Below are 19,982 nucleotides of genomic sequence, written 5' to 3' on the forward strand. Positions count from 1 at the left end.
TGCGGCGGCAAGCCGCCTGGCTACGCTTGCCCAAAACACGGGGCTAGTCAAGCGTAGCTGCTCCGGCCAAACTAGGTAAAAGTGGGTGCAAAAGTACCCCCGTTTCGGCCCCGTCGGCGCGGCCAACCCAGCTTTTTATTGCCGCACTAGCACGGAAAAAATTTATTTTTACCCAATAACTCCCTAACCAACAAGTAAAACCGGGCGCGCCAGCGCCGTATCTGCGAAATCAGTTTAATCCGTTAAAATCTGCGGTCTATCTTTGTACCGGCGAGTCAGAACGACCAGCTCCTACTGAACTCCCCCAGGGCCGGAAGGCAGCAAGGGTAGGTGGTTGAGCGGTGCGATTTTGGCTCGCTTTTTTTTGTCTTTTCCAGCCGGCCCCGAGCCGCGCTTTTCTGCCGAGTTTAGGTAGGCAGCGCGTAGCTTTGGGCCGGCTTTCTTTTTTGGATTGTCACAAAAAACGTCTGTCCTTGCGAGGGCAACATCCTGCGCAAAGAGCAGAGATGGAGTGCTCATCATGACAGACGATTATATTAGCTAACCGCTTACAAATGAAGTTTTTCATCGATACGGCCAACCTGGCCGAAATTCAGGAAGCCGTTGACCTCGGCGTGCTTGACGGCGTGACCACCAACCCCTCGCTGATGGCCAAGGAAGGCATTCGAGGTACCGACGCCGTGATGGCGCACTACCAGGCCATCTGCGATATCGTGGACGGCGACGTGTCGGCCGAGGTAATTGCCACCGACTACGAGGGCATCATCCGCGAGGGCGAGGCCCTGGCCGACCTGCACCCCAATATCGTGGTGAAAGTGCCCATGATTAAGGAGGGCGTTAAAGCCATCAAGTATTTCAGCGACAAGGGTATTCGTACCAACTGCACGCTCATTTTCTCGGCCGGGCAGGCCCTGCTGGCCGCCAAGGCCGGCGCTACCTACGTGTCGCCCTTCGTGGGCCGCCTAGATGATATCGGGGCCGATGGCCTGGGACTGATTGCTCAGATTATTGAGATTTTTGCTAACTACGGCTACGCTACCGAAGTGCTGGCCGCCAGCGTGCGCCACGTGCCGCACCTCATCCAATGCGCCGAGCTGGGCGCCGACGTAGTAACCTGCCCGCTCAACGTCATTACCGGCCTGCTCAACCACCCACTGACCGATAAGGGCCTGGCCACCTTCCTGGCCGACCACAAAAAGGTAAACGCGTAAACGTGTAGGGTAAGCTTTAGCTTGCCGTTTTTAAAGTAAACTACTCCTTGGCAAGCTAAAGCTTACCCTACATTCCGTGTACATCATTAAAGTAAAAGGCAAGGCTAAAATCCCGGATTATATCCAGTTGCGCGATGAGAATTTCGTGTTGATTGCCTATTTCCGGGCCGACCGGCCGCTCAAGGACCTGCACCGCTACGGCCTCGAAGGCCAAGAGGTACCGCTGGCCGCCGTTATTGCGGAGCTGGAATTTGGAAAACTCCGCAAACTAGAACTATAACCTGAGCTATGTCCGAGCCAGTAGTTGAATTGCAAGGCGTTACCGTTACCCAGGAAGAGCGGGCGGTGCTGGAGCGCGTGTCGTTTGGGCTGGAAAAGAGCGAATTTGTGTACCTGGTGGGGCGCACCGGGTCCGGCAAGTCGTCGCTGCTCAAAACTCTCTACGCCGACCTGCCGCTGCAGGTGGGCGCGGGCACCGTGGCGGGCTTTGACCTGGAGCGCCTACCCCCCGGCAAGGTGCCGTATCTGCGCCGTCGGCTGGGAATAGTATTTCAGGATTTTCAATTGCTGAGCGACCGCACCGTGGGCGAAAACCTGCTTTTTGTGTTGAACGCCACTGGCTGGCGCGGCAAGGCCCGCAAGCAGCAGCGCGTGCAGGAAGTGCTGATGCAAGTAGGCCTGAGTGGGGTAGGGGGCCGGATGCCGCACCGCCTCTCGGGCGGCGAGCAGCAGCGCGTAGTGATAGCGCGCGCCCTGCTCAACGAGCCCACGCTGCTGCTGGCCGACGAGCCCACCGGCAACCTCGACCCCGAAGTGGCCGACGGCATCATGGCCCTGTTTGCGGAAATAAATCACGCGGGTACCGCCATTCTCATGGCAACGCACAATTTTCAGCTGCTCGAAAAATACCCGCACCGCGTGCTGACGTGCCAAGACGGGGCGCTGCTGGACTCGGGCTCGCGCTAGTCTACCCGCCTCTGCCCATGCGAGCCGGTCTGTCCATTCTGATTCCCGTTTTCAACCGCGACGTGACTGCGCTCATCGGCAGTTTGTGCCGCCAGGCCAGCGACTGGCCTGGGGAAGTGGAAATCAGGCTGTTGGATGATAAATCGAAAGAAGAATATCGAGTAAAAAACCGGCCGCTGGGTAATCTGGGCGGCGTATGGTACGAGGAGTTGCCGGCCAATGTGGGCCGGGCGGCCATTCGCAACCGGCTGGCGTCCAGTGCCAGCTACAATTGGCTGCTGCTGCTGGATAATACCAGCCAGTTGCTCGATAATAAATTTATAGCGCGCTACCACGCGGCCGTGGGGCGGGCCCCCGTGCTGGCGGGCGGCGTAAGCTATGCCGCGCAGCCCCCCGCCGACCCCGCGCTGCGCCTGCGCTGGCTGTATGGCCGGCAGCGCGAAGTCCGGTCGCTGGCCCAGCGCCAGGCCGCGCCCTACGACCAGCTGCTGGTAAATAACCTACTGCTAAGCAGCGCATTGCTCCGGCGTTTTCCGTTCGATGAAAGCCTGCGCGGCTACGGCCACGAAGACACCAAGCTGGGCTGGCAGCTGGCCGGCGCGGGCGTGCCCGTGCACCACCTGGCCAACCCCGTGCTACACGCGGGCCTGGAAACGGCAGCCGCCTTCTTGCAAAAGTCGGAGCAGGCGGTGCATAACCTCGCCTACCTGCTGCACCAACGTGGGTTGGGCACCGATAGCCGACTGGTGCAGGCTGCCCAGCGCCTGCGTCGCCTCTGGCTGGGGGCTGGGGTGCGCGCCGCGCTCACGCTTTGCGCGCCGCTGCTGCGGCGCAACCTGCTGAGTGCTAAGCCATCGCTCCGGGCGCTGGATGCTCTCAAGCTGTTCTGGCTGCTACGCGAGAAATAAGCCCGTCGACCGGCCAGTATCTTTGGTTTCTGCCCTTATTTCAGCTACTTGCCCTTGTTGCCGCCCATTCAGTTGCTTGACCTTGCTGCCGAGCACGCCGCCTACCAGGCCGAGCTGGATGCCGCCTGGCGCGATACCGTGCAGCAAGCCGCGTTCATTCAGGGGCCGGCCGTGGGCGCGTTTGCCGCCGAGCTGGGTGCGCACCTGGGCGGCGCGCACGTGGTGCCCTGCGCCAACGGCACCGACGCCCTCACGCTGGCGCTCCTAAGCCTGGCCCTACCCCCCGGCACCGAGGTCATCGTGCCCGCCTTCACCTACGTGGCCACGCTGGAGGCCGCCGCGCTGCTGGGGCTGGAACCGGTTTTGGTAGACGTGCTACCCGATACCTTCAACGTGGACCCGGCGGCGGTGCGGGCGGCCCTCACGCCGCGCACCGGGGCCGTGGTAGCGGTGCATTTATTTGGGCAATGCGCTGATTTAGAACAATTAACTATTATTTGCCAAGCGGCTGGCGTGGCTTTGATTGAGGACAATGCCCAGGCGCTGGGCGCCACCTTTACTTTTGCCAGCGGTAGTACGGCCTACGCCGGCACGGTGGGCGAAGTGGGTACCACCTCCTTCTTCCCCAGCAAAAACCTGGGCTGCCTCGGCGACGGTGGCGCGCTCTTCACCCGCGACGCGGCCCGCGCCACGCTGCTCCAGCAGCTCGCCAACCACGGCCAGAGCCAGAAATACCATCACCAGTGTATCGGCCTCAACTCGCGCCTCGACACCCTGCAAGCCGCCCTGCTACGCGTGAAGCTGCGGCACTTGCCGGCCGCCCAGGCTGCCCGCCAGGCCGTGGCCGCCCGCTATGATGCGGCGCTGAGTACGGTGCCCGGCCTGCAAATTCCGGCCCGCGACCCGCGCAGCAGCCATGTGTTTCACCAGTACACCATCACGGTGGAAGGAGGGGGTAGGCGCGATGCGTTGCGGGCGCATTTACAAGCGCATAGTATTCCTAGCGCCATTTACTACCCCCTGCCGGTGCACGCGCAGCCTGCATATGCGTACCTGGGCTACCAAGTTGGCGATTTTCCGGTGGCCGAGCGGCTGTGTCAGCAGGTGCTGTCGCTACCTGTGCATCCGGGGCTTAATGGGGAGCAGGTAGCATATATAATCGACCAAGTTATCGCTAGTTTATTCTAAAATCCCTTGATTGAGCGAGTTGTCTAAATGGTGAAGTATAAAGAATTTTGGTTTGGGTTATCGCTAGTAGCACTCATGATTTTTTATAGTCTTCTACTGAAAACAGCCGATGATATTGGGCAATATTGGGTTCAGTTAGTTCACCGCTACGCACAAGCCAAGCACGTTGCCGTATCTGATAAGGCAATCTATGCTTCACAAACACATGACTCATTTATTCTATTAGGAGGTAGTGTTGCCGTGTTTGTAATGGGTTTAATGGGTGAAATTTTCTTGTTAAAAAAGCGACTCCAGCATGGAATTAAGTCAAGGCTGCCAGAAATAATATTTTGTTTGGCAATTATTCCCTTCTTGCTTGTAGTTGGGCGCGGATTACTGTACTTGTACAGAACTGGTCGACTTTTTTAATGCAAGCAAATCCTTCCTCCGTTCGCTTCGCCATTTGTGGCGTGGGCCACATCGGCCGGCGCCACGCGGCGCTGGTGGCGCGCCACGCTGGGGCTAGCCTCGTTGCGCTGATTGACGTGCGCGACGAGCTACGCGCCGGCCTAGCAGCCGAGTTTCCCGGCGTGCCGTTTTTCCTTTCCCTGGAAGAATACCTGCAAAGCGGCCCCGCCGCCGACGTGCTCACCGTGGCCACGCCCAACGGCCTGCACGCCCCGCAGGCCGTGGCGGGTCTGCGCGCCGGCCTGCACGTGGTGGTCGAAAAACCCATCGCCCTGCGCAAAACCGACGCCGAGCTAATCATGCACACGGCCCTGCAAACCGGCCGGCTCGTCTTTGGCGTGATGCAAAACCGCTATTCGCCGCCCGCCGCCTGGCTCAAGCAGGTGCACGACGAGGGCCGGCTGGGCGAGGTGTTTCTGGTGCAGCTCAGCTGCTTCTGGAACCGCGATGCGCGCTACTACCAGGCCGGCGGCTGGAAGGGCACGCAGGCCCTGGATGGCGGCACGCTCTTCACGCAGTTCAGCCACTTCGTGGATTTGCTCTACTGGGTTTTTGGTGATATTACCAACATCGCTGCCCGCTTTCGAGACTTCACGCATCAGGGCATTACCGAGTTTGAAGACAGCGGCTTGGTCACCTTCGACCTCGTGCGGGGGGGTAGCGGCACGCTCAGCTACAGCACCGCCGTGTGGGACCGCAACCTCGAAAGCTCCCTGACGGTGGTGGCCGAGCGCGGCTCGCTCAAAATCGGTGGCCAGTACCTCGATAAAGTCGAGTATTGCCACCTGCAAGACTACGCCCTACCCCCCCTGCCGCCCACCAACCCCGCCAACGACTACGGCCCCTACCAGGGCTCGGCCGCCAACCATGTGCAGGTGATTGACAACGTGGTCGATACGCTCCAAAAACATGGCGTCGCCACCACCAACACCCTCGAAGGCCTGAAAGTGGTGGAGATAATCGAGCGCATTTACGCCCTGCGCTAACTTGCCGTATGAACGCTGACCTGGCCGCCCACTGGCACGCCCTCCTTACCCCGCTGCTGCCCGACTACGCCCGCCGCGAAGCCGAGTACCAACGGCTGGTCGGCGCCTACTCGGCCACCAGCCGGCACTACCATAACCTGGCGCACATCGCTAATCTGCTGGCGCACATAGCCCGCTTCCCGGTGCAGGATGCGACGGTGCTCAACCTGGCCATCTGGTACCACGATGCCGTGTACAGCGCCCTGCGGCACGATAACGAGGCTAAAAGCGCCGACTGGGCCCTGCATTTTCTGCAAGAAACCAGCCTCGAACCCGCCCGCCAGGCCCGCGTGGCCGACCTCATCCGCCGCACCCAGGACCACACCCAGCCCCAGCCGCCCGACGACGCAGATTTACTCCTGTTCTTGGACGCCGACCTCAGCATCCTGGGCGCCCCCGAAGCGGCGTATTGGGACTATGCCCGCCAGGTGCGCCGCGAGTACCGCCTCGTGCCTGACCTGCTCTACCGCCCCGGCCGCCGCCAGGTGCTGGCCAAGCTGCTTGCCGCGCCGGTGCTTTTTCACACGTCGAGTCTCCGCGCCGAGCTCGACGCGCCGGCCCGGCGCAACCTACAAGCCGAGCTAGCGACCTGGGAGCAGGGCGGCCTGCCCGCCTAGGCTCACCAAACCCACATTCGGCCGTACCTTTGCTCCGTCGAGCAGGCCTACCCGGCCCCGCTTGTTTTTATAAAGAGGCGCTGAGAGATAGGCTCTGCGACGCGCCGGCAACCCCCGCCCCCGCGCGGAACGGTGCCAACCGAACCGGCCGCCAAACTATGGTGGCCTCTATAAAAGCCAGTGGCTCATTCTGCTTTTCCGCCCGGTTACCATAGTTTTTTTGCCGTTGCTGCCCCGTGTGGCCGGCGGTGGGGGGTAGGCTGTTGTTGCTGAAAGCCAGCGGTGCGGCGGCACGTTTTATTCATTTTTTAGAGGGTTGACCGAGGCTGGCTGGGCGCGAATGCGCACCGGGCAGGCAAGTCGTTACAAGCACGGAGTAGTCCTCCGCGCCACGTTAGTTTATGCTGAAAAAATCACTGGAGCTGCTGCGGCAGGAAGCGGCCGAGTCGGGCGCGGGCACCCTCAAGCGCACCCTCAACGGCTTTAGCCTCATTGCGTTGGGAATTGGGGTTATTATTGGGGCGGGGCTGTTTTCGCTCACCGGCCTGGCGGCGGCCAACCACGCGGGGCCGGCCGTGACGCTCTCCTTCGTGGTGGCGGCGGTGGGCTGCGCGTTTTCGGCCCTGTGCTACGCCGAGTTTGCGGCGCTGGTGCCGGTGGCGGGCTCGGCCTACACCTACTCCTACGCCACCATGGGCGAATTATTTGCCTGGATAATCGGCTGGGACCTCGTGCTCGAATACTCGGTGGGCGCCGCCACGGTGGCCATCAGCTGGTCGCAGTATTTGCTGAAATTTCTGGAGAAATACGGCCTGCACCTACCGGCGCGGCTGGTGCTCTCGCCCTTCGAGTCGGCCACGCTGGCCGATGGCTCGGTGGTGCACGGCTACGCCAACGTGCCGGCCATGCTGGTGGTGCTGGCCATCACGGCGGTTATTATCCGGGGCACGTCGGGCTCGGCGTGGTTTAATGCGCTGGTGGTGGCCCTAAAGGTGGCGGTGGTGCTGGTGTTCATCGCGCTGGGCTGGAAGTACATCGACCCGGCCAACTACCACCCCTTCATCCCCGCGAATACCGGCAAGTTTGGCGAGTTTGGCTGGAGCGGTGTTTTACGCGGGGCGGGGGTTATCTTCTTCGTATTCATCGGGTTTGACATCGTGGCCACCATGGCCCAGGAAACTAAAAATCCGCAGCGCAACATGCCCATCGGCATCCTGGGCTCGCTGGTGGTGTGCACCATTTTGTTCGTGCTGTTCGGCTACGTGCTCACCGGCCTGGCCAATTATACCGAGTTCAAAAACAGCGCCGCGCCGGTGGCCATCGCCATCGAAAAAACGCCCTACGCCTGGCTCAGCGGGGCCATTATTCTGGCCATTCTCATCGGCTACACGTCGGTTATTCTGGTCGATTTACTGGGGCAGTCGCGGGTGTTTTTCTCCATGTCGAAAGACGGTCTCCTACCCCCCGCTTTTTCCAAAATTCACCCCAAGTTCCGCACGCCGGTGCAGTCCAACCTGCTGCTGGGCGCGTTCATTGCCGTGTTTGCGGGCTTCGTGCCCATCAACATCGTGGGCGAAATGGTGAGCATCGGCACGCTGCTGGCCTTCGTGATGGTGTGCCTGGGCATCATTATTCTGCGCAAAACCGACCCCGACGCGCCGCGCAGCTTCCGCACGCCGTGGGTGCCGTTGGTGCCCATTCTGGGCATCGTCACCTGCGTGGTGATGATGGCCAGCCTGCCCTGGGAAACCTGGCTGCGCCTAGCCGTGTGGCTGGCCATCGGCCTGGCGATTTACTTTGGCTACGGCAAAAAGCACAGCAAGCTACGGCAGGCAGCCGAGGGTAAAATAAGCGAGTAATTGCCGTTCGCATGGGTATCGCCCGCAAGTAGCGCGACCTTTGTAGTTCGCGCTACTGCTTGCGTGCCAGCAGTGAGTAAATGAGCCAAAAAACGACTTCTTGGCGAACACTTCCGCCCCCAAATGCCTTGTGTGAGGAAGCCGCCCCGGTAGTTTGCCGGGGCGGCTTTTCTACTGTTATGACCCAGCCCCTCACCGCCCAGCAAACCGACCGCATCATCGAAATGGCCTGGGAAGACCGCACGCCCTTCGAGGCCATCCTGGCGCAATTTGGCTTGGCCGAAGCGGAAGTTATCGTCCTCATGCGCCGCGAGCTAAAGCCGGCCTCCTGGCGTCGCTGGCGCGAGCGGGTGCAGGGCCGCGCCACCAAGCACCAAGTCAAAAGCGCCGTTGATGACGCCCGGTTCAAGTCGAATTTGCAGCGCAGTATTACGCGCAATAAAATCTCGAAGCGCAGCTAAAGACCTGGCCCGTTGCCTGGGCGGTAGTACAAGCGGGCGTATTTCACGCTGCGAAAGACCGGCTTATGGGTCTGGTTGAGGTAGCAAAAAACCGGTTATCCTTGCAAGCTATGCTTGCAAGGATAACCGGTTTTTTAGGTTCAGCCTCTACTGTGCTACGAGGCTACTGAATTACCAGCCGCTGCGGCTTGCTCGCAAAGCTGCTGCTTTGCACTTGTAGCAAGTATATGCCGCTGGCCAGGGTAGGCGGCAGGCTGAGGATAACGTGGGGGCCACCGCGCAGGGTTTGGGTCAGCACCGGGCGGCCGCTCAGGTCGGTGAGTAGCACCTGGGCCAGGCTGCCAGCCGCAGTGGGCAGTTGCAGCGTAACGTAGCCACTGGCCGGGTTGGGGTACATGGCGAATGTGGCGGCTGCTGCTGGGGTAGTGGCTAAGGGAGTGCCGGTGAGGGCCACCGAGGTTACCGCCGAATAACGGGCCCCGCCCGCGGAGGTAGACTGGCGCAGGCGGTAAAAAGCCTGGGTAGCCTGCTGTGCCGACAGGTCCTGGTAGGTGTAGACGCGCGCCTGGCTGGTGAGGCCCTGGCTGGCCACGAAGCCGATTTGCTGCCACTGCGTGGCGTTGGCCGACCGTTCCACGGCGTAGCCGTAGGTGTTGGTTTCGTCCGTTAGGGTCCAGGTCAGGGCTACCTCGCTGGGCCGCGGCTGACTAGCGGTGAAGTTAACCAGTTGCGCCGAGAGGGGGTTAACCGCTGGCGAAAGCGACCCCAGCGTGAACACCCCAAAACTGCTAATCGGCTGGGCCGAAACTACTGAGCCCGCCGTCAGGCTGCCGTCCAGGCCACCGTTGCCGGCCGTTTCCCACTGCGTACCCGTGAAGCTGGCTACCTGCACATCGGCCGAGAAGTCGTCGAGCCCGCTGCGGAAAGCGTCTTCCCAAAACAAGCGCACCGCCACGGCCTCGGGCGTGCCGGCGCCATCGAGCGTCCAGTGCTCTACCTGGCTTACCTCGCTGAGTGGGGCAGCGGCGGTGAGGGTGGGGTAGGCGGCCGCCACGTATTCGGCGGTGAAGGCCGTGGTGGGGTCGGCGGGCGCCGAGATGCCCAGGCGCGCCCAGTGACCGTTGCTACCCAGCGGAAACATAAAGGCCTGCTGCCCCACTTTGCGCATCGGGCCATCCACGTACGAGGTGGCGCTGCCGCTCGTCGAAGTGGCCTGGTTGGCTAGCGTGAGCAGGGTAGGGGCCGTGGTGTGCACCAGGCCATTCGTGAGCGTGAGCGAGCCGGTGATGGTGAGGGGCGCACTCAGCGTCAGCGCCTTGCCTATCCCATCCATAGCAAGGTCGCGCAGCGTGGTGGCCCCCGTGGTGTGCAGGGTCAGGTTTTTGGCGATGCGGATGCTTTCGTCGTACGCTGCGGCTTCCAGGTTCAGGGTGCCGCCCTCTGCTACCAGGGCCAGGCCTTCGGCCAGCGGCGTTTCGGCCGCCGACTGCGGGCTGCGGGCGTCCACGTTCAGGTAGTCGAGCCGGGGCGGGGCGCCCGCGGCCGCTACGGCGTCGGGGCTGTTCAGCCATGGCGAGTAGTCAACCAGGCCCGTGGGGGCTAGGGCCGCGCTTTCAGCAAAATTGCTGGCCGGGCCGCCCAGCGTCACTACGAGGCCGCCCGTGCCGGCCGCCCCGCGCACGGCGGTGGCCGTGGTGGCGCCCAGCCAGTTTAGCGAGGCATTGATGGGGTTGGTGAGGTTGACCGCCCGAATGGCGATGGCGCAGCTGTCGAGGCGGTTGCCGCGCAGGCTGTCGCCGGCTGACACCACCAGCCCGTTGCGGCTAATGTCGAAAAACGGCGTAGAGCCGGGGCTGTTCGCCGGGCGGTCCTGCACCTGAATGGCGTGCTGGCACTGCGCCACCACGTTGCCAAATGCTTTGTTGCCCACGCCCTCCAGCACCAGGCCAAACCCATTGATGTTGTAACCCGAGCTGGTAGCATTGGCTAAGTAGCCCCGAATCGTATTGTTTTGCACAAAGGCGCCTCCAGTTGTCAGGTCGCCATTGATGCCCCCGCCGGCGGCAATCACGTTGCGGTCGCGGTCTATAAAGGCCACGCCAGCGTTGTCCTCGCTCAGGCTGGTAGGCGCGCCGATAGTGCGGGCAATGTAGTTGTTGCGCACCACGAAGCTGCCGGCGCCGCGCCCCAGGCCGGTGCCGGTGCAGGCCTTCAGCTCCAGGCCATTAGAGCCATTGTTGCGAATGAAATTGCCCTCTAGTAGGGCGGCAATGGTGGTGAAGTGGCCGTCGCTGGCGCGTTCGCCCGCTGCGCCCAGCACTACCAGCGCCCCGCCCTGGTTCTGGGCAAACTGGCAGTTGCGTACCGTCAGGCCGCTCACGCTGCCGTCGTTGACGTCCACACCGTTGCGGCGGTTGGACTCGAATACCCCGTCTTCAATCAGAATATCAGCCTTGTGGCCATCGACGAGAAACAGGCCCCGGCCCGCCCCATTTGTGGTGGGGTTGGCGCCCTCGGCCGAGTAGGCCGCCCGCACCCGCCGAAACGTGAGGTGCTGCACGCCCTGCAGGCTGCGCCAAAAAATACCCTGTTGCCGGTTATGAACCGCCTCCACGTCTTCAAGCAGAATGTAGGCTTGCGCCCGGCCACCATCGGCCTGAATACCAAAGTCGTAACCCTGCACCGTGAGGTCGGCAATGGTGAGCGGCGAGCTGCTGGTGCCCCCCGCCACGGTCAGCAGCACGCCGGCTTCGCTGGTTTGGGTCGCATCTGGCAGCAGCCCGCCGTCAAAGATGGTGGCGCCGGTGGGGCGGGCCGTGGCCGTGCCCGCGCCTTGCAGGCTGATGGGTTTATTGAGTACCACGCGCTCCGAGTAAGTGCCGGCATCAATAAAAATGGTTTGGGTGGTGCCATCGGCCAGCGCCAGGGCGTGGCCCACGGTCGCAAAAGGTGCCGCCGCCGAGCCATCGCCCGAAACGTCGCTCCCGGCCTGGCTCGTAAAGACGTCGCCGCTCGTACTGCCGTCATTCACGTAGAGCGCCGTGGCCGTAGTGGCCTGCGCCGCAGCTGGCGTAGCCAGCCCATTGGCAAAGGAAAAAGGCAGTAAGAAGGAAAAAAAAGGTAGTGAATATTTCATATCTGGTGGTAAAATGTCTATTCGGACGAATGTTATAAGTTGTATTATTTAAATAAATTTTTTAATCAGCTTGTTTTCTATTAGTAAGAAACTCGGTGTATGAAACATGCATAATCAAGTTGTTGTAGCCATTATGTGGGTCATATTGAGTAAAAGTTATCGCGCTAAGCGTATAGCAATTTATAAAATAAATCCGTGATTATAACTACGGTATGCTTTAATTTAAGCAGTACCGGGCAAGAAGAGAAAGTGGAAACCAATTGCTACCCAGCGATTCAAAAAGTCCAGGGCTGAGCGCCAGGAAAAGCACCTCACGCCTGCCTCACGCATTAGCGCTGTAAAAGGGCGCTAGCCTAGTCTCTGAGTCGGCGACTACTCGCCTCCCGCGCCAGGCCCCACCCGAAAAATGGCGCTAGCTCCTGCGTTGACGTGCGCGTAGGGGGTAGGAAATCTTCTCCGCGCACTGGTTTTCTGCGCCAACCCGGCCTTGTTACCCGCCCCAAATTTGCCCGGCTGCGGCGGCACCAGCCGGGCGGCTAGCAGCCTGCTCTTCAAAAAATAGAACGAGGCGGTTATTTCCTGCGTAGTCCCAGCTTCTGCGCCAGCGCCGTTACCTCGGGTACCCAGCCGCTCAGCAGCAGCCCCGCGCCATACAGCCCCGTGAGCACACCGCCGCGCAGCAGCAGCGTTAGCCAGATGTTGGGGGGGGTAGGGAGCGCCCAGGCTATGAAAGCCGCGCCGCCCGCCAGCGCCAGAATGTAGAAAATGCGCCGGTCGAACGGCTGCCAGCCGAAGCTGCGCCACACAAACCAGGTGCGCAGCAGGTTGATGCTGGCCAGCGCCAGCGCGTTGGAAATAGCGGCCCCCGTGAGGCCGTAGCGCGGAATAAGCAGCGCGTTGAGCCCGATAATGCCCACCGACAAGCCCACGTTGAACAGCAAATCGTAGCGGTAGCGTGGGCTCGTAACCACGATAATGCCGTTTACGCCCGTGATGCCGTCGGTGAGGCGGCCGGCCAGCAGCAGCAGCACCGCCACGGTACCCGCCGCGTATTCGGGCCGGTGAATGAGGCTGTAGATAAACGGTAGATTGAGCCCGATGCCCAGCGCCAGGTAGGCGCCCAGCGCCGTGGTAAGGCGCGTGGTGCGGCGGTAAAAATCCTGCATTTTATCCGCTGCACCGTCCTTCCAATACTCGGCAATAAGGGGGTAGGCCGTCTTGTACAAAGCCCGAAAAGGCACCGCCAGCGCCGTGCTGATATTGAGCGCAATGTTATAAATGCCTGCGTCGGCAAAGCTGTGCGAGCCCAGCATCAGCGAGTCGATGGTGACCAGCAGCGTGCCCGAAATATTGCCCAGCAGCGCGTAGCCCCCAAAGCGTACCAGCTCGCCCACCGGCCGCACCCGCAACACCGCCCGCGTGGGCCGCAAATGCAGCTCCCCGATAACCGCCAAATACCCCAGCAACAGCACCGAAATGAGTGCGTAGCAGCCCAGGTAAGCCAGTACAAACGCATCGAACGACCAAAACCCCGTGCCATACAGCAGCGCCGCCCCCACAATGAGCAGGCGCTGGAGCACATCAGTCAGAAATGAAGAGAACGAAGTGTGAAACAGGGACTTAGTATAAGCTTCGAGCAGGTTGTAGAGCAAAATGCACAGCGCCAGCCCCAGCATCACCCCGTAGTGCGGCCCTAGCAGGCCCGCATCGTGGGCGTACCAGTGCAGCACCAGCGGCCGGCCCAGCCACAGCACCAGCACCACCAGGCAAAAAACCGCCAGCGGCAACCCCAGTAGCAGGGGCAGAAAACCCGAGTGCCCCGTTTCCCGATTGCGGAAGTAGGGAAAATACCGCAGCGTAGTATTAGTAAAGCCCAGCGCCGACACCAGTGCACCCATCGTAGCCAGCGACACCATCACCGACAGCAGCCCCAGCTGCGCCGGCGCCAGCAGCCGCGGCAGCACCAGCGTGGTATTGACAAAGCCAATGCCTAAGCCGGCGTAGGAAATAATAGTATTGCGCAAACCCTGGCGCCGAACGATACCCAATTCTTACGAATTAAAAATGGTAAATTGAGTTAATTACTTAGGCCGTAAATGCCCGATAAATTTCGCGGCCAGTGAGAAATTGCGTGCCTTCCTGCTCCAGGTATCGCATTAGCTGGTGAAATTGCTGCGGACCATTTCGGGTATTAGCAGGGTCAAAATTCTCATTATGCCAAAGCACCGAAACCACGCCGCCGAATTTCTTTGTTTCGGCAAAAATTGGCCGCAGCACGGGGAGAATTTCATCCGGAGCTAATTGCAAATAAGCCGGATGGTGCAACGTAGTATCCATCACGGTAAGCGGAATTTCCAGGAAATTAGCCGCCCGACCAGTTGAGAAATTAAATGGATAAAATGGCTGGCAATAGCTATGGCGAAAGCCAATATGCTCGGCAAATCCGAGGGTACTATCATACTCAAAGCCAGTATTTTCTACTACCGAAACAGTCAGGCGAGGCTCCCAGCACAGATAATGAAAGCGAATGCCGCCAACCAAATAATTGGCTTCTGATTCGACGTGCAGCTTTTCCGCATTGGTAGCGGAGCCCAGGCTGCCGTGCATCGCTACCTGGCAGCCGTGCTGGCGCAGCGCATGGAGGCGCTGCGCCAGCTTGGTAGTCAGGAGGTAGTCGGCATTGCGCAGGCCGTTGGTGGCGGGGTAGTCTACTGGCAAAATAAAAAACGTCGATTCAGCTCCGTAGTGCGCCGTGGCCGCCGCTACGGCTTCCAGGTTATCCCAGGCATCGGGCTGCGTGAGGTGCTGCCACAGCAGCTTGCTGAATAAGCCGGGTTTTTGCTGCGCCAGCGCTGCTTTAGCGGGCGCTTTCCAGGCGCTGCGCATGTTATCGACATCGTGCGAAATGAAGGTGGCAAAATCAGCCCGAACGGTACCCCAGCGGCGCACTGCCAACGGCTGCCCACTCACGTGCTCAACGGCCGTTTTCAGCACGTCGAAATAATAATTAACAACCGGCAGCGTCAGAAAATTATGGGTTTTCTGCACGCTCGCTGCATAAGGAAATCGTCCGTGCCGGTCGCGCTCCGAAGAGAAATATTCCTGCCAGCCGCTCAATAAATAAAAAGCGGCCGAAATAATATCCGCCGAAATAAGAACCTTCTTTTCTTGAAAAGAAAGCAGCTGACTTTCGGTCGGATTATCGAAGAAAAACGGTATTTGCTGGCCCTGCCACTCGCGCCAGTGCGGGGCGGGGGGGTAGGGATTTATTTCACTAAAAAAATTGGCGCTCAGGTCTGCTACCTCTATTTGAAGCTGCGTACCGGCGTAGCCGATGGCGATGGCCGGCACACCGGGATAAGCAAGCTGGAAATGCCGCAGCACATAGGCTAGCCGCACCTCGGCCGAAGCCGACGCGGGGACTAAGCAGGGTAATGGGGCAGGGAACATACCCGTAAATTTACGTTCTGCTAGCCGGGGAGGCCAGCCACTCGCTCAGGCGGCGCAGCGCCAGGGCGCGGCTATGGCCTTCGTCGGGGGTGCCGAGGCTGGCGTTGTAGTAGGCGGCGCGGCGGTAGAGGGCAAGAGGCTTGTGCCGGGCCAGGCGGCGCAGGGCGGCGGCCAATTCGGCGTGCGAGTGCGCCCACTCGCTGAGGCCGTGGGCGGCGTAGCCGTAGTAGTCGGCCAGGGTGGGGGTAGGCGAGAAGCGGTAGTACACGCTGGCCACATTGAGCAGCGTGGCTTCGAGGTGGGTACTGGTATCGGCGGCCACCAGCGCATCGTGGGTTTGCAAAAACTCAAATACGTTCTCCTGCTGCGGATTGCTCCACTGCAAGGGGGGTAGGGCCTGGCGCAGGGCGCTGAAATCGCGCCGGTCGCCGGGATGAGGGCGGAGGGTGAAAGTCAGCTCCGGCAGTTCGCGCAAGAGGTAAGCCAATGTGTCGGCCACGGCGGGCAGCTCGTCGAGCAGGTTGCAGGCCACGGCCACCCGGCGCACCTGCGGTGCGGTATTCCGCTGGCTCAGAAAGGCGTCGGCCTTGGGCATCCCCACCAGTTCGACGCGGCCGCGCACGGGGCCGCACTGCCGGTATTTATCCAGGGCATCCTGGCCTTCCAATAAGCTCAAGTCGAAGCCCAAAGGCGGAAAATTAGTGCTCACGCTGGCGTGCTGCACGTAGGCGGTGGGCACGCCCTCGGCGCGGCAGGCCAGCAAAAGGGCGCGGGCGTCGTCGTTGTGGTCGTTGGCAAACACCACGGCCCGCGGCTGGTAGTGCCGCAGGGCCCGCCGGTACACTTCGTAGTAGCCAGTGGCGTAGTAAACCAAGTCGAAAAACCGCGTGGCCCGGCTGCCCACCAGCTGCCGCAGGCCCCACAGCGCCGCCGGGTACTGCCCGTAATACAGAATTTTGCGCCGTAGCGACAGACGGCTTACTATCCCCCCGTAGCGCCCGATATTTTTGCCTTGGCCCGCCACCAGCACCGCATCGGGCCGGGCCTCGGCGATAAACTTCAATGCCTCGTAGTTATTGGCGCTCACCACGTAGAGCCACGTTGCGCCCGCTAGCTGGTTGGGGTTGCGAATAGGCTGAAATAGGTGGCCCACTAGCCGCAGCGCCGTATAGCCCGCCACCCGCGCCAGCCGCATGAAAGGATTGGCTGGCGAGATGCTGGCCAGCACCGAAGGCGGCATTCCCGCAAACAAGTTGGTAAAACGCAGCTGCAGGATGTCGCGCAGCCGCTCGGCTACCGGGCGGCTCACGGCTGCGGCGCGGCCTCGCCTAGCAGGGCATCCCAGGTGAGCGGGGTGCCGGGGGCTAGGGCGCGGGTGGCGCGGCGGCCCAGCACCACGTCCCAGTGGCGGGGTAGCAGGCCGTCGCCGGGCCGAATAATGCGCAGGTTGTCAGTGGTTAACAGTTCACCTTCAGCAATAGGCTTCGCCACGTAGATGCTGCGCTTGAAAATGCGGCTCTTCTCCTCGCTGGCCTGCACGCAGAGCTGCACCGTGCCCAGCGCCTGGTGAGCGCGGGTGGTTTCGTCCACCAATAATTTCAACTCCTCGGGCTCCAGTGAGAAGGCCGAATCCACGCCGCCATCGGCGCGGCGCAGCGTAAAGTGTTTCTCGATAACGCAGGCACCCAGCGCTACGGCGGCCACGCTGGCGCCTACCCCCATCGTGTGGTCGGAGAGGCCCACCGGGCAGCCAAACGTTTCGGCCAGCACCGGAATAGTGCGCAGGTTGGTAGTTAGGGGCGAGGCGGGGTAGGTGCTGGTGCACTTAAGCAGCACCAGCTCGCGGCAGCCGGCCTGGCGCAGCACCCGCACGGCCTCGTCGATTTCGCTGAGGGTAGCGGCGCCGGTGCTCACAATTACGGGCTTGCCGGTAGCGGCTACCCGGCGCAGCAGCGGCCAGTGGGCATTCTCGAAGGAGGCGATTTTATAAGCCGGCACGTCCAGGCTTTCCAGAAAATCAACGGCCGACTCGTCAAATGGCGAGCTGAAGGCCAGTAGCCCATGCTGCCGCGCCCGCTCGAAGATGGGTGCGTGCCACTCCCAAGGGGTATAAGCCTCTTTATAAAGCTGATACAGGCTTTTGCCTTCCCACAAAGACTGGCCATCTTCGCGAATTACGAAGCCGGTATCCATGCTGATGGTGTCGGCGGTGTAGGTCTGAAGCTTGAGGGCGTGCACGCCGGCGGCGGCGGCGGCATCTACCAGGGCCAGCGCCCGGTCGAGGCTCTGGTTGTGGTTGCCCGACATTTCGGCGATGATAAACGGCGGATAATCGGAACCGATAGAATGATTGCCAATAAAAAAGGTAGACATGAAGCAAAGTTACGGTTAAGGCTTTTCCGACACGGGTTGCGAATGTGGTGCGGGGTGCAATTGCTGCCACTCGCGTCGTAGTAATGCCAAGCCCACAACGTCCATAAATGCTTTGTCTTTGTAGATGTGCTGCCGAAAGTAAGCCTCACGGCGAAAGCCAAACTTCTCATGCATGGCTATTACTTTCTCGTTAGTAACGAAGACTTCACAAGCCAGCTTGTTTAGATTTAATCTATTAAATACATATTCGAGTACAGCTGATTCTACTTTGGCCCCTATACCGCTCCCATGCAGGTTTTCTTCGCCCAAATAAAAAGCCCAATAGCAAGAGCGGTTACGCTGGTTGATGGCATAGAGATTAGCTACGCCCACGGGCCGGTCGCGGTAATAAATAAGCCAGTAGTGTACACTTGGATCTTGACTGGTACGGGCGTACCAGTTCTGTTGCTGCTCAGCCGAGATAGGTTCTGCGGTGTACATATATTGAGCTACTGCGGGTGAGTTGCGCCAAGCACGTACTATCTCTAAAAACTCTAGTGTAAGCGGACGGAGTAAGTCGGAATTCATAAACGCAGTAAAAGTGTATAGTGGCTTTCAACAATTAAGTAAGTCTTGAATAGCAGTGCGTAGTAGGTCTGGGCGAAGTGCGTCTACGTAGGGAAGAGGAGAATGAGAGGCAAAAAAATTGAGTCCCTGATTTAATAGAGTTGCCAACTGAATAGGAGATGACTCAGCGAAGCTTCCTATAGAGAAAGCTTGCGCATGCTGCTGAACATAATCAGCTAAGTACCTCTGGTTGTCAGCATAATAACCCGTAATAGCTGGGCGCCCCAGAACAAGTGCCTCGATAAGTACCGTGCTGGCTGGTACAATTATCACTGCGTGAGTTTGTAATAACTCTACAAGGGCAGCCGCACTAATGCCCCGATGCAACTCAATTACTGGCATGGGTGATTGTTTTATTGCTTGTTGCAGTGCATTCGTGCTACTGAAAGCTCCGCCTACCACAATACTTACTCGGTGCAGTTGGGGCAGGGTTGAGAGCGCTATGAGTGTACGAACCGTCAGACCCAAGGGGTCCGCTCCGCCAAAACAGATTAGTACACTGTCTGAACTACTATATGATTGAGGCAGTGTTGCTGCCGCCAAAAATGGTTGTCGTAGCAGTGAAAAGGCTGGGCCTAAGAGCAGGCTGGTAGCGTTTGGGGCCTCATAATCAGCGGCTGCTACCCCAGGCGAATGATTGATAAGCACGTCGGCCACAACCGGCCATGCCCGCAGGTCGTCAATAAAAACTAGCCCGCAGCCACTGCGACGCAAGCTACTCTGGTAAGCAAAGTCGAAGCTGTAGCCATCCAGTAGCAGTACGTCGGTAGAAAGTAAAAAAGCTGATGTTAACCACTCGGCTTCGGCCATGAGTGATGGTTCAACTGGCAGCGCATAGACCGGCCATCCGGCATCGTTCAGTAGCTGCCTAACTCCTTCTGAAGGTGCCCGAATTAAGAATACGCTAGGAGCCAACCCGCGCAGAATATCTGCCAGTGCGAGTAGGCGTACCACATGGCCAAGGCCAATTATAGCGTCCCCATCAACCCGAAATACTAGCCGTCGCTCGGCACTATTTTTCATCTAAAACAAAGCGTAAATACTGAGATGTATTGGTCTTGAAGGAAATTGTTTGGTGCTAACTTTGCCAGGGACAGCGAAGTAAAAAAACAAGAAAATGATAAAAAAACTACTTTCATGTTTACTCATTTTGGCTTCTTTGGTAGCAAACCTACCTGCTTTTGGCCAACTTGAAAATAGCAATTGGTATTTTGGAACTAATGCAGTCGTAAATTTCCCGGTTTCAGGTGCACCTATTGCGCTTACTGGTAGCGCCATGAGCACCTACGAGGCATGCGCTTCAGTTTCGGATGCTAAAGGACGCCTATTGTTTTATACTAACAGTGAAACGCTTTGGAATAGCAACAACCAGATAATGACTAATGGAGCAAGTTTGGGCGGCCATGCCTCTTGCTCTCAAGGTACTGTGGTGGTGCAAAACCCTAGTAATATTCAGCAGTATTATGTATTTGTGCATGATGCTGCCGAAACATTATTTGCCGGTGGATTGAAGTATAACTTAGTAGATATGACCCGCCAGGGGGGATTAGGGGAAGTAATTCAAAGTCGGGTGCAGGTATCGTCGGTAAGATTAACCGAAAAGCTGACTACCGTCCCGCATGCCAATGGGCGGGATACTTGGGTATTGGTACACGGCTGGCAGACAAATACTTTTTATGCCTATTTGCTCACGGCGACTGGCTTACAGACCACCCCAGTAACCACAAATATTGGG

General features: G+C 59.6%; 17 protein-coding genes, 1 other RNA gene and 1 riboswitch. Of the genes, 11 read left to right on the top strand and 7 right to left on the bottom strand.

The window, feature by feature from the left end:
• The first annotated feature begins 267 nt into the window (after positions 1 to 267).
• The 11 genes from ffs to E4631_RS16395 all read left to right on the top strand — a co-directional run bounded on the left by ffs (position 268) and on the right by E4631_RS16395 (position 8,682).
• Positions 268 to 364: signal recognition particle sRNA small type (ffs, locus tag E4631_RS16345), an RNA gene on the top strand.
• Between the two features lie 190 nt (positions 365 to 554).
• Positions 555 to 1,211 carry a fructose-6-phosphate aldolase gene (gene fsa / locus E4631_RS16350; RefSeq protein ID WP_133657926.1) on the top strand — a complete coding sequence of 219 codons (657 nt, stop codon included), beginning with the start codon at positions 555 to 557 and terminating at the stop codon, positions 1,209 to 1,211.
• Positions 1,212 to 1,287: 76 nt separating this feature from the next.
• Positions 1,288 to 1,491, top strand: a complete 204-nt coding sequence (locus E4631_RS16355) for a fructose-6-phosphate aldolase (RefSeq protein WP_133657927.1) — start codon at positions 1,288 to 1,290, stop codon at positions 1,489 to 1,491.
• An 8-nt stretch (positions 1,492 to 1,499) separates the two neighbouring features.
• Positions 1,500 to 2,177 carry a cell division ATP-binding protein FtsE gene (locus E4631_RS16360; protein ID WP_133657928.1) on the top strand — a complete coding sequence of 226 codons (678 nt, stop codon included), beginning with the start codon at positions 1,500 to 1,502 and terminating at the stop codon, positions 2,175 to 2,177.
• A 17-nt stretch (positions 2,178 to 2,194) separates the two neighbouring features.
• Positions 2,195 to 3,085, top strand: coding sequence for a glycosyltransferase family 2 protein (locus tag E4631_RS16365; protein WP_133657929.1), 891 nt, complete (start codon positions 2,195 to 2,197; stop codon positions 3,083 to 3,085).
• Between the two features lie 54 nt (positions 3,086 to 3,139).
• Positions 3,140 to 4,273 carry a DegT/DnrJ/EryC1/StrS aminotransferase family protein gene (locus E4631_RS16370; protein ID WP_317129134.1) on the top strand — a complete coding sequence of 378 codons (1,134 nt, stop codon included), beginning with the start codon at positions 3,140 to 3,142 and terminating at the stop codon, positions 4,271 to 4,273.
• Between the two features lie 27 nt (positions 4,274 to 4,300).
• A complete protein-coding gene (locus E4631_RS16375) occupies positions 4,301 to 4,681 on the top strand; it encodes a hypothetical protein (RefSeq protein ID WP_133657931.1) in 381 nt (126 codons plus the stop codon).
• On the top strand, positions 4,681 to 5,706 hold the full coding sequence (locus E4631_RS16380; RefSeq protein WP_133657932.1) for a Gfo/Idh/MocA family protein: 1,026 nt from the start codon (positions 4,681 to 4,683) through the stop codon (positions 5,704 to 5,706). Before E4631_RS16375 ends, E4631_RS16380 begins: the two co-directional genes overlap by 1 nt.
• A gap of 8 nt (positions 5,707 to 5,714) precedes the next feature.
• Positions 5,715 to 6,362, top strand: a complete 648-nt coding sequence (locus E4631_RS16385) for a hypothetical protein (RefSeq protein WP_133657933.1) — start codon at positions 5,715 to 5,717, stop codon at positions 6,360 to 6,362.
• Between the two features lie 64 nt (positions 6,363 to 6,426).
• Positions 6,427 to 6,539: riboswitch (SAM riboswitch) on the top strand.
• 224 nt (positions 6,540 to 6,763) lie between these two features.
• Positions 6,764 to 8,221 carry an amino acid permease gene (locus E4631_RS16390; RefSeq protein ID WP_133657934.1) on the top strand — a complete coding sequence of 486 codons (1,458 nt, stop codon included), beginning with the start codon at positions 6,764 to 6,766 and terminating at the stop codon, positions 8,219 to 8,221.
• A gap of 179 nt (positions 8,222 to 8,400) precedes the next feature.
• Positions 8,401 to 8,682: a TIGR03643 family protein gene (locus tag E4631_RS16395; RefSeq protein ID WP_133657935.1), complete on the top strand. Its 282-nt coding sequence runs from the start codon at positions 8,401 to 8,403 to the stop codon at positions 8,680 to 8,682.
• A gap of 163 nt (positions 8,683 to 8,845) precedes the next feature.
• On the opposite strand, the gene E4631_RS16400 is transcribed toward E4631_RS16395, so the two are convergent.
• From E4631_RS16400 to pseG, 7 genes are all read right to left on the bottom strand, one after another.
• Entirely contained in the window at positions 8,846 to 11,818 is a 2,973-nt protein-coding gene (locus E4631_RS16400) for a T9SS type A sorting domain-containing protein (RefSeq protein ID WP_133657936.1), read from the bottom strand.
• 572 nt (positions 11,819 to 12,390) lie between these two features.
• Positions 12,391 to 13,842 carry an oligosaccharide flippase family protein gene (locus E4631_RS16405; RefSeq protein WP_166648110.1) on the bottom strand — a complete coding sequence of 484 codons (1,452 nt, stop codon included), beginning with the start codon at positions 13,840 to 13,842 and terminating at the stop codon, positions 12,391 to 12,393.
• Between the two features lie 61 nt (positions 13,843 to 13,903).
• A complete protein-coding gene (locus E4631_RS16410; protein WP_133657938.1) occupies positions 13,904 to 15,268 on the bottom strand; it encodes a hypothetical protein in 1,365 nt (454 codons plus the stop codon).
• A gap of 10 nt (positions 15,269 to 15,278) precedes the next feature.
• Entirely contained in the window at positions 15,279 to 16,577 is a 1,299-nt protein-coding gene (locus E4631_RS16415) for a hypothetical protein (RefSeq protein WP_240734984.1), read from the bottom strand.
• Complete coding sequence (gene pseI, locus E4631_RS16420; RefSeq protein WP_133657939.1) at positions 16,574 to 17,641, bottom strand: pseudaminic acid synthase; 1,068 nt, start codon at positions 17,639 to 17,641, stop codon at positions 16,574 to 16,576. Before pseI ends, E4631_RS16415 begins: the two co-directional genes overlap by 4 nt.
• 15 nt (positions 17,642 to 17,656) lie before the next feature.
• Positions 17,657 to 18,208 (bottom strand): UDP-4-amino-4,6-dideoxy-N-acetyl-beta-L-altrosamine N-acetyltransferase, encoded by a 552-nt coding sequence (gene pseH / locus E4631_RS16425; protein ID WP_133657940.1) that lies wholly within the window; start codon positions 18,206 to 18,208, stop codon positions 17,657 to 17,659.
• Positions 18,209 to 18,235: 27 nt separating this feature from the next.
• A complete protein-coding gene (gene pseG, locus E4631_RS16430; protein WP_133657941.1) occupies positions 18,236 to 19,270 on the bottom strand; it encodes a UDP-2,4-diacetamido-2,4,6-trideoxy-beta-L-altropyranose hydrolase in 1,035 nt (344 codons plus the stop codon).
• Positions 19,271 to 19,982 lie beyond the last annotated feature (712 nt).

Source organism: Hymenobacter sp. UV11, from assembly GCF_004684095.1.
Classification (GTDB): domain Bacteria; phylum Bacteroidota; class Bacteroidia; order Cytophagales; family Hymenobacteraceae; genus Hymenobacter.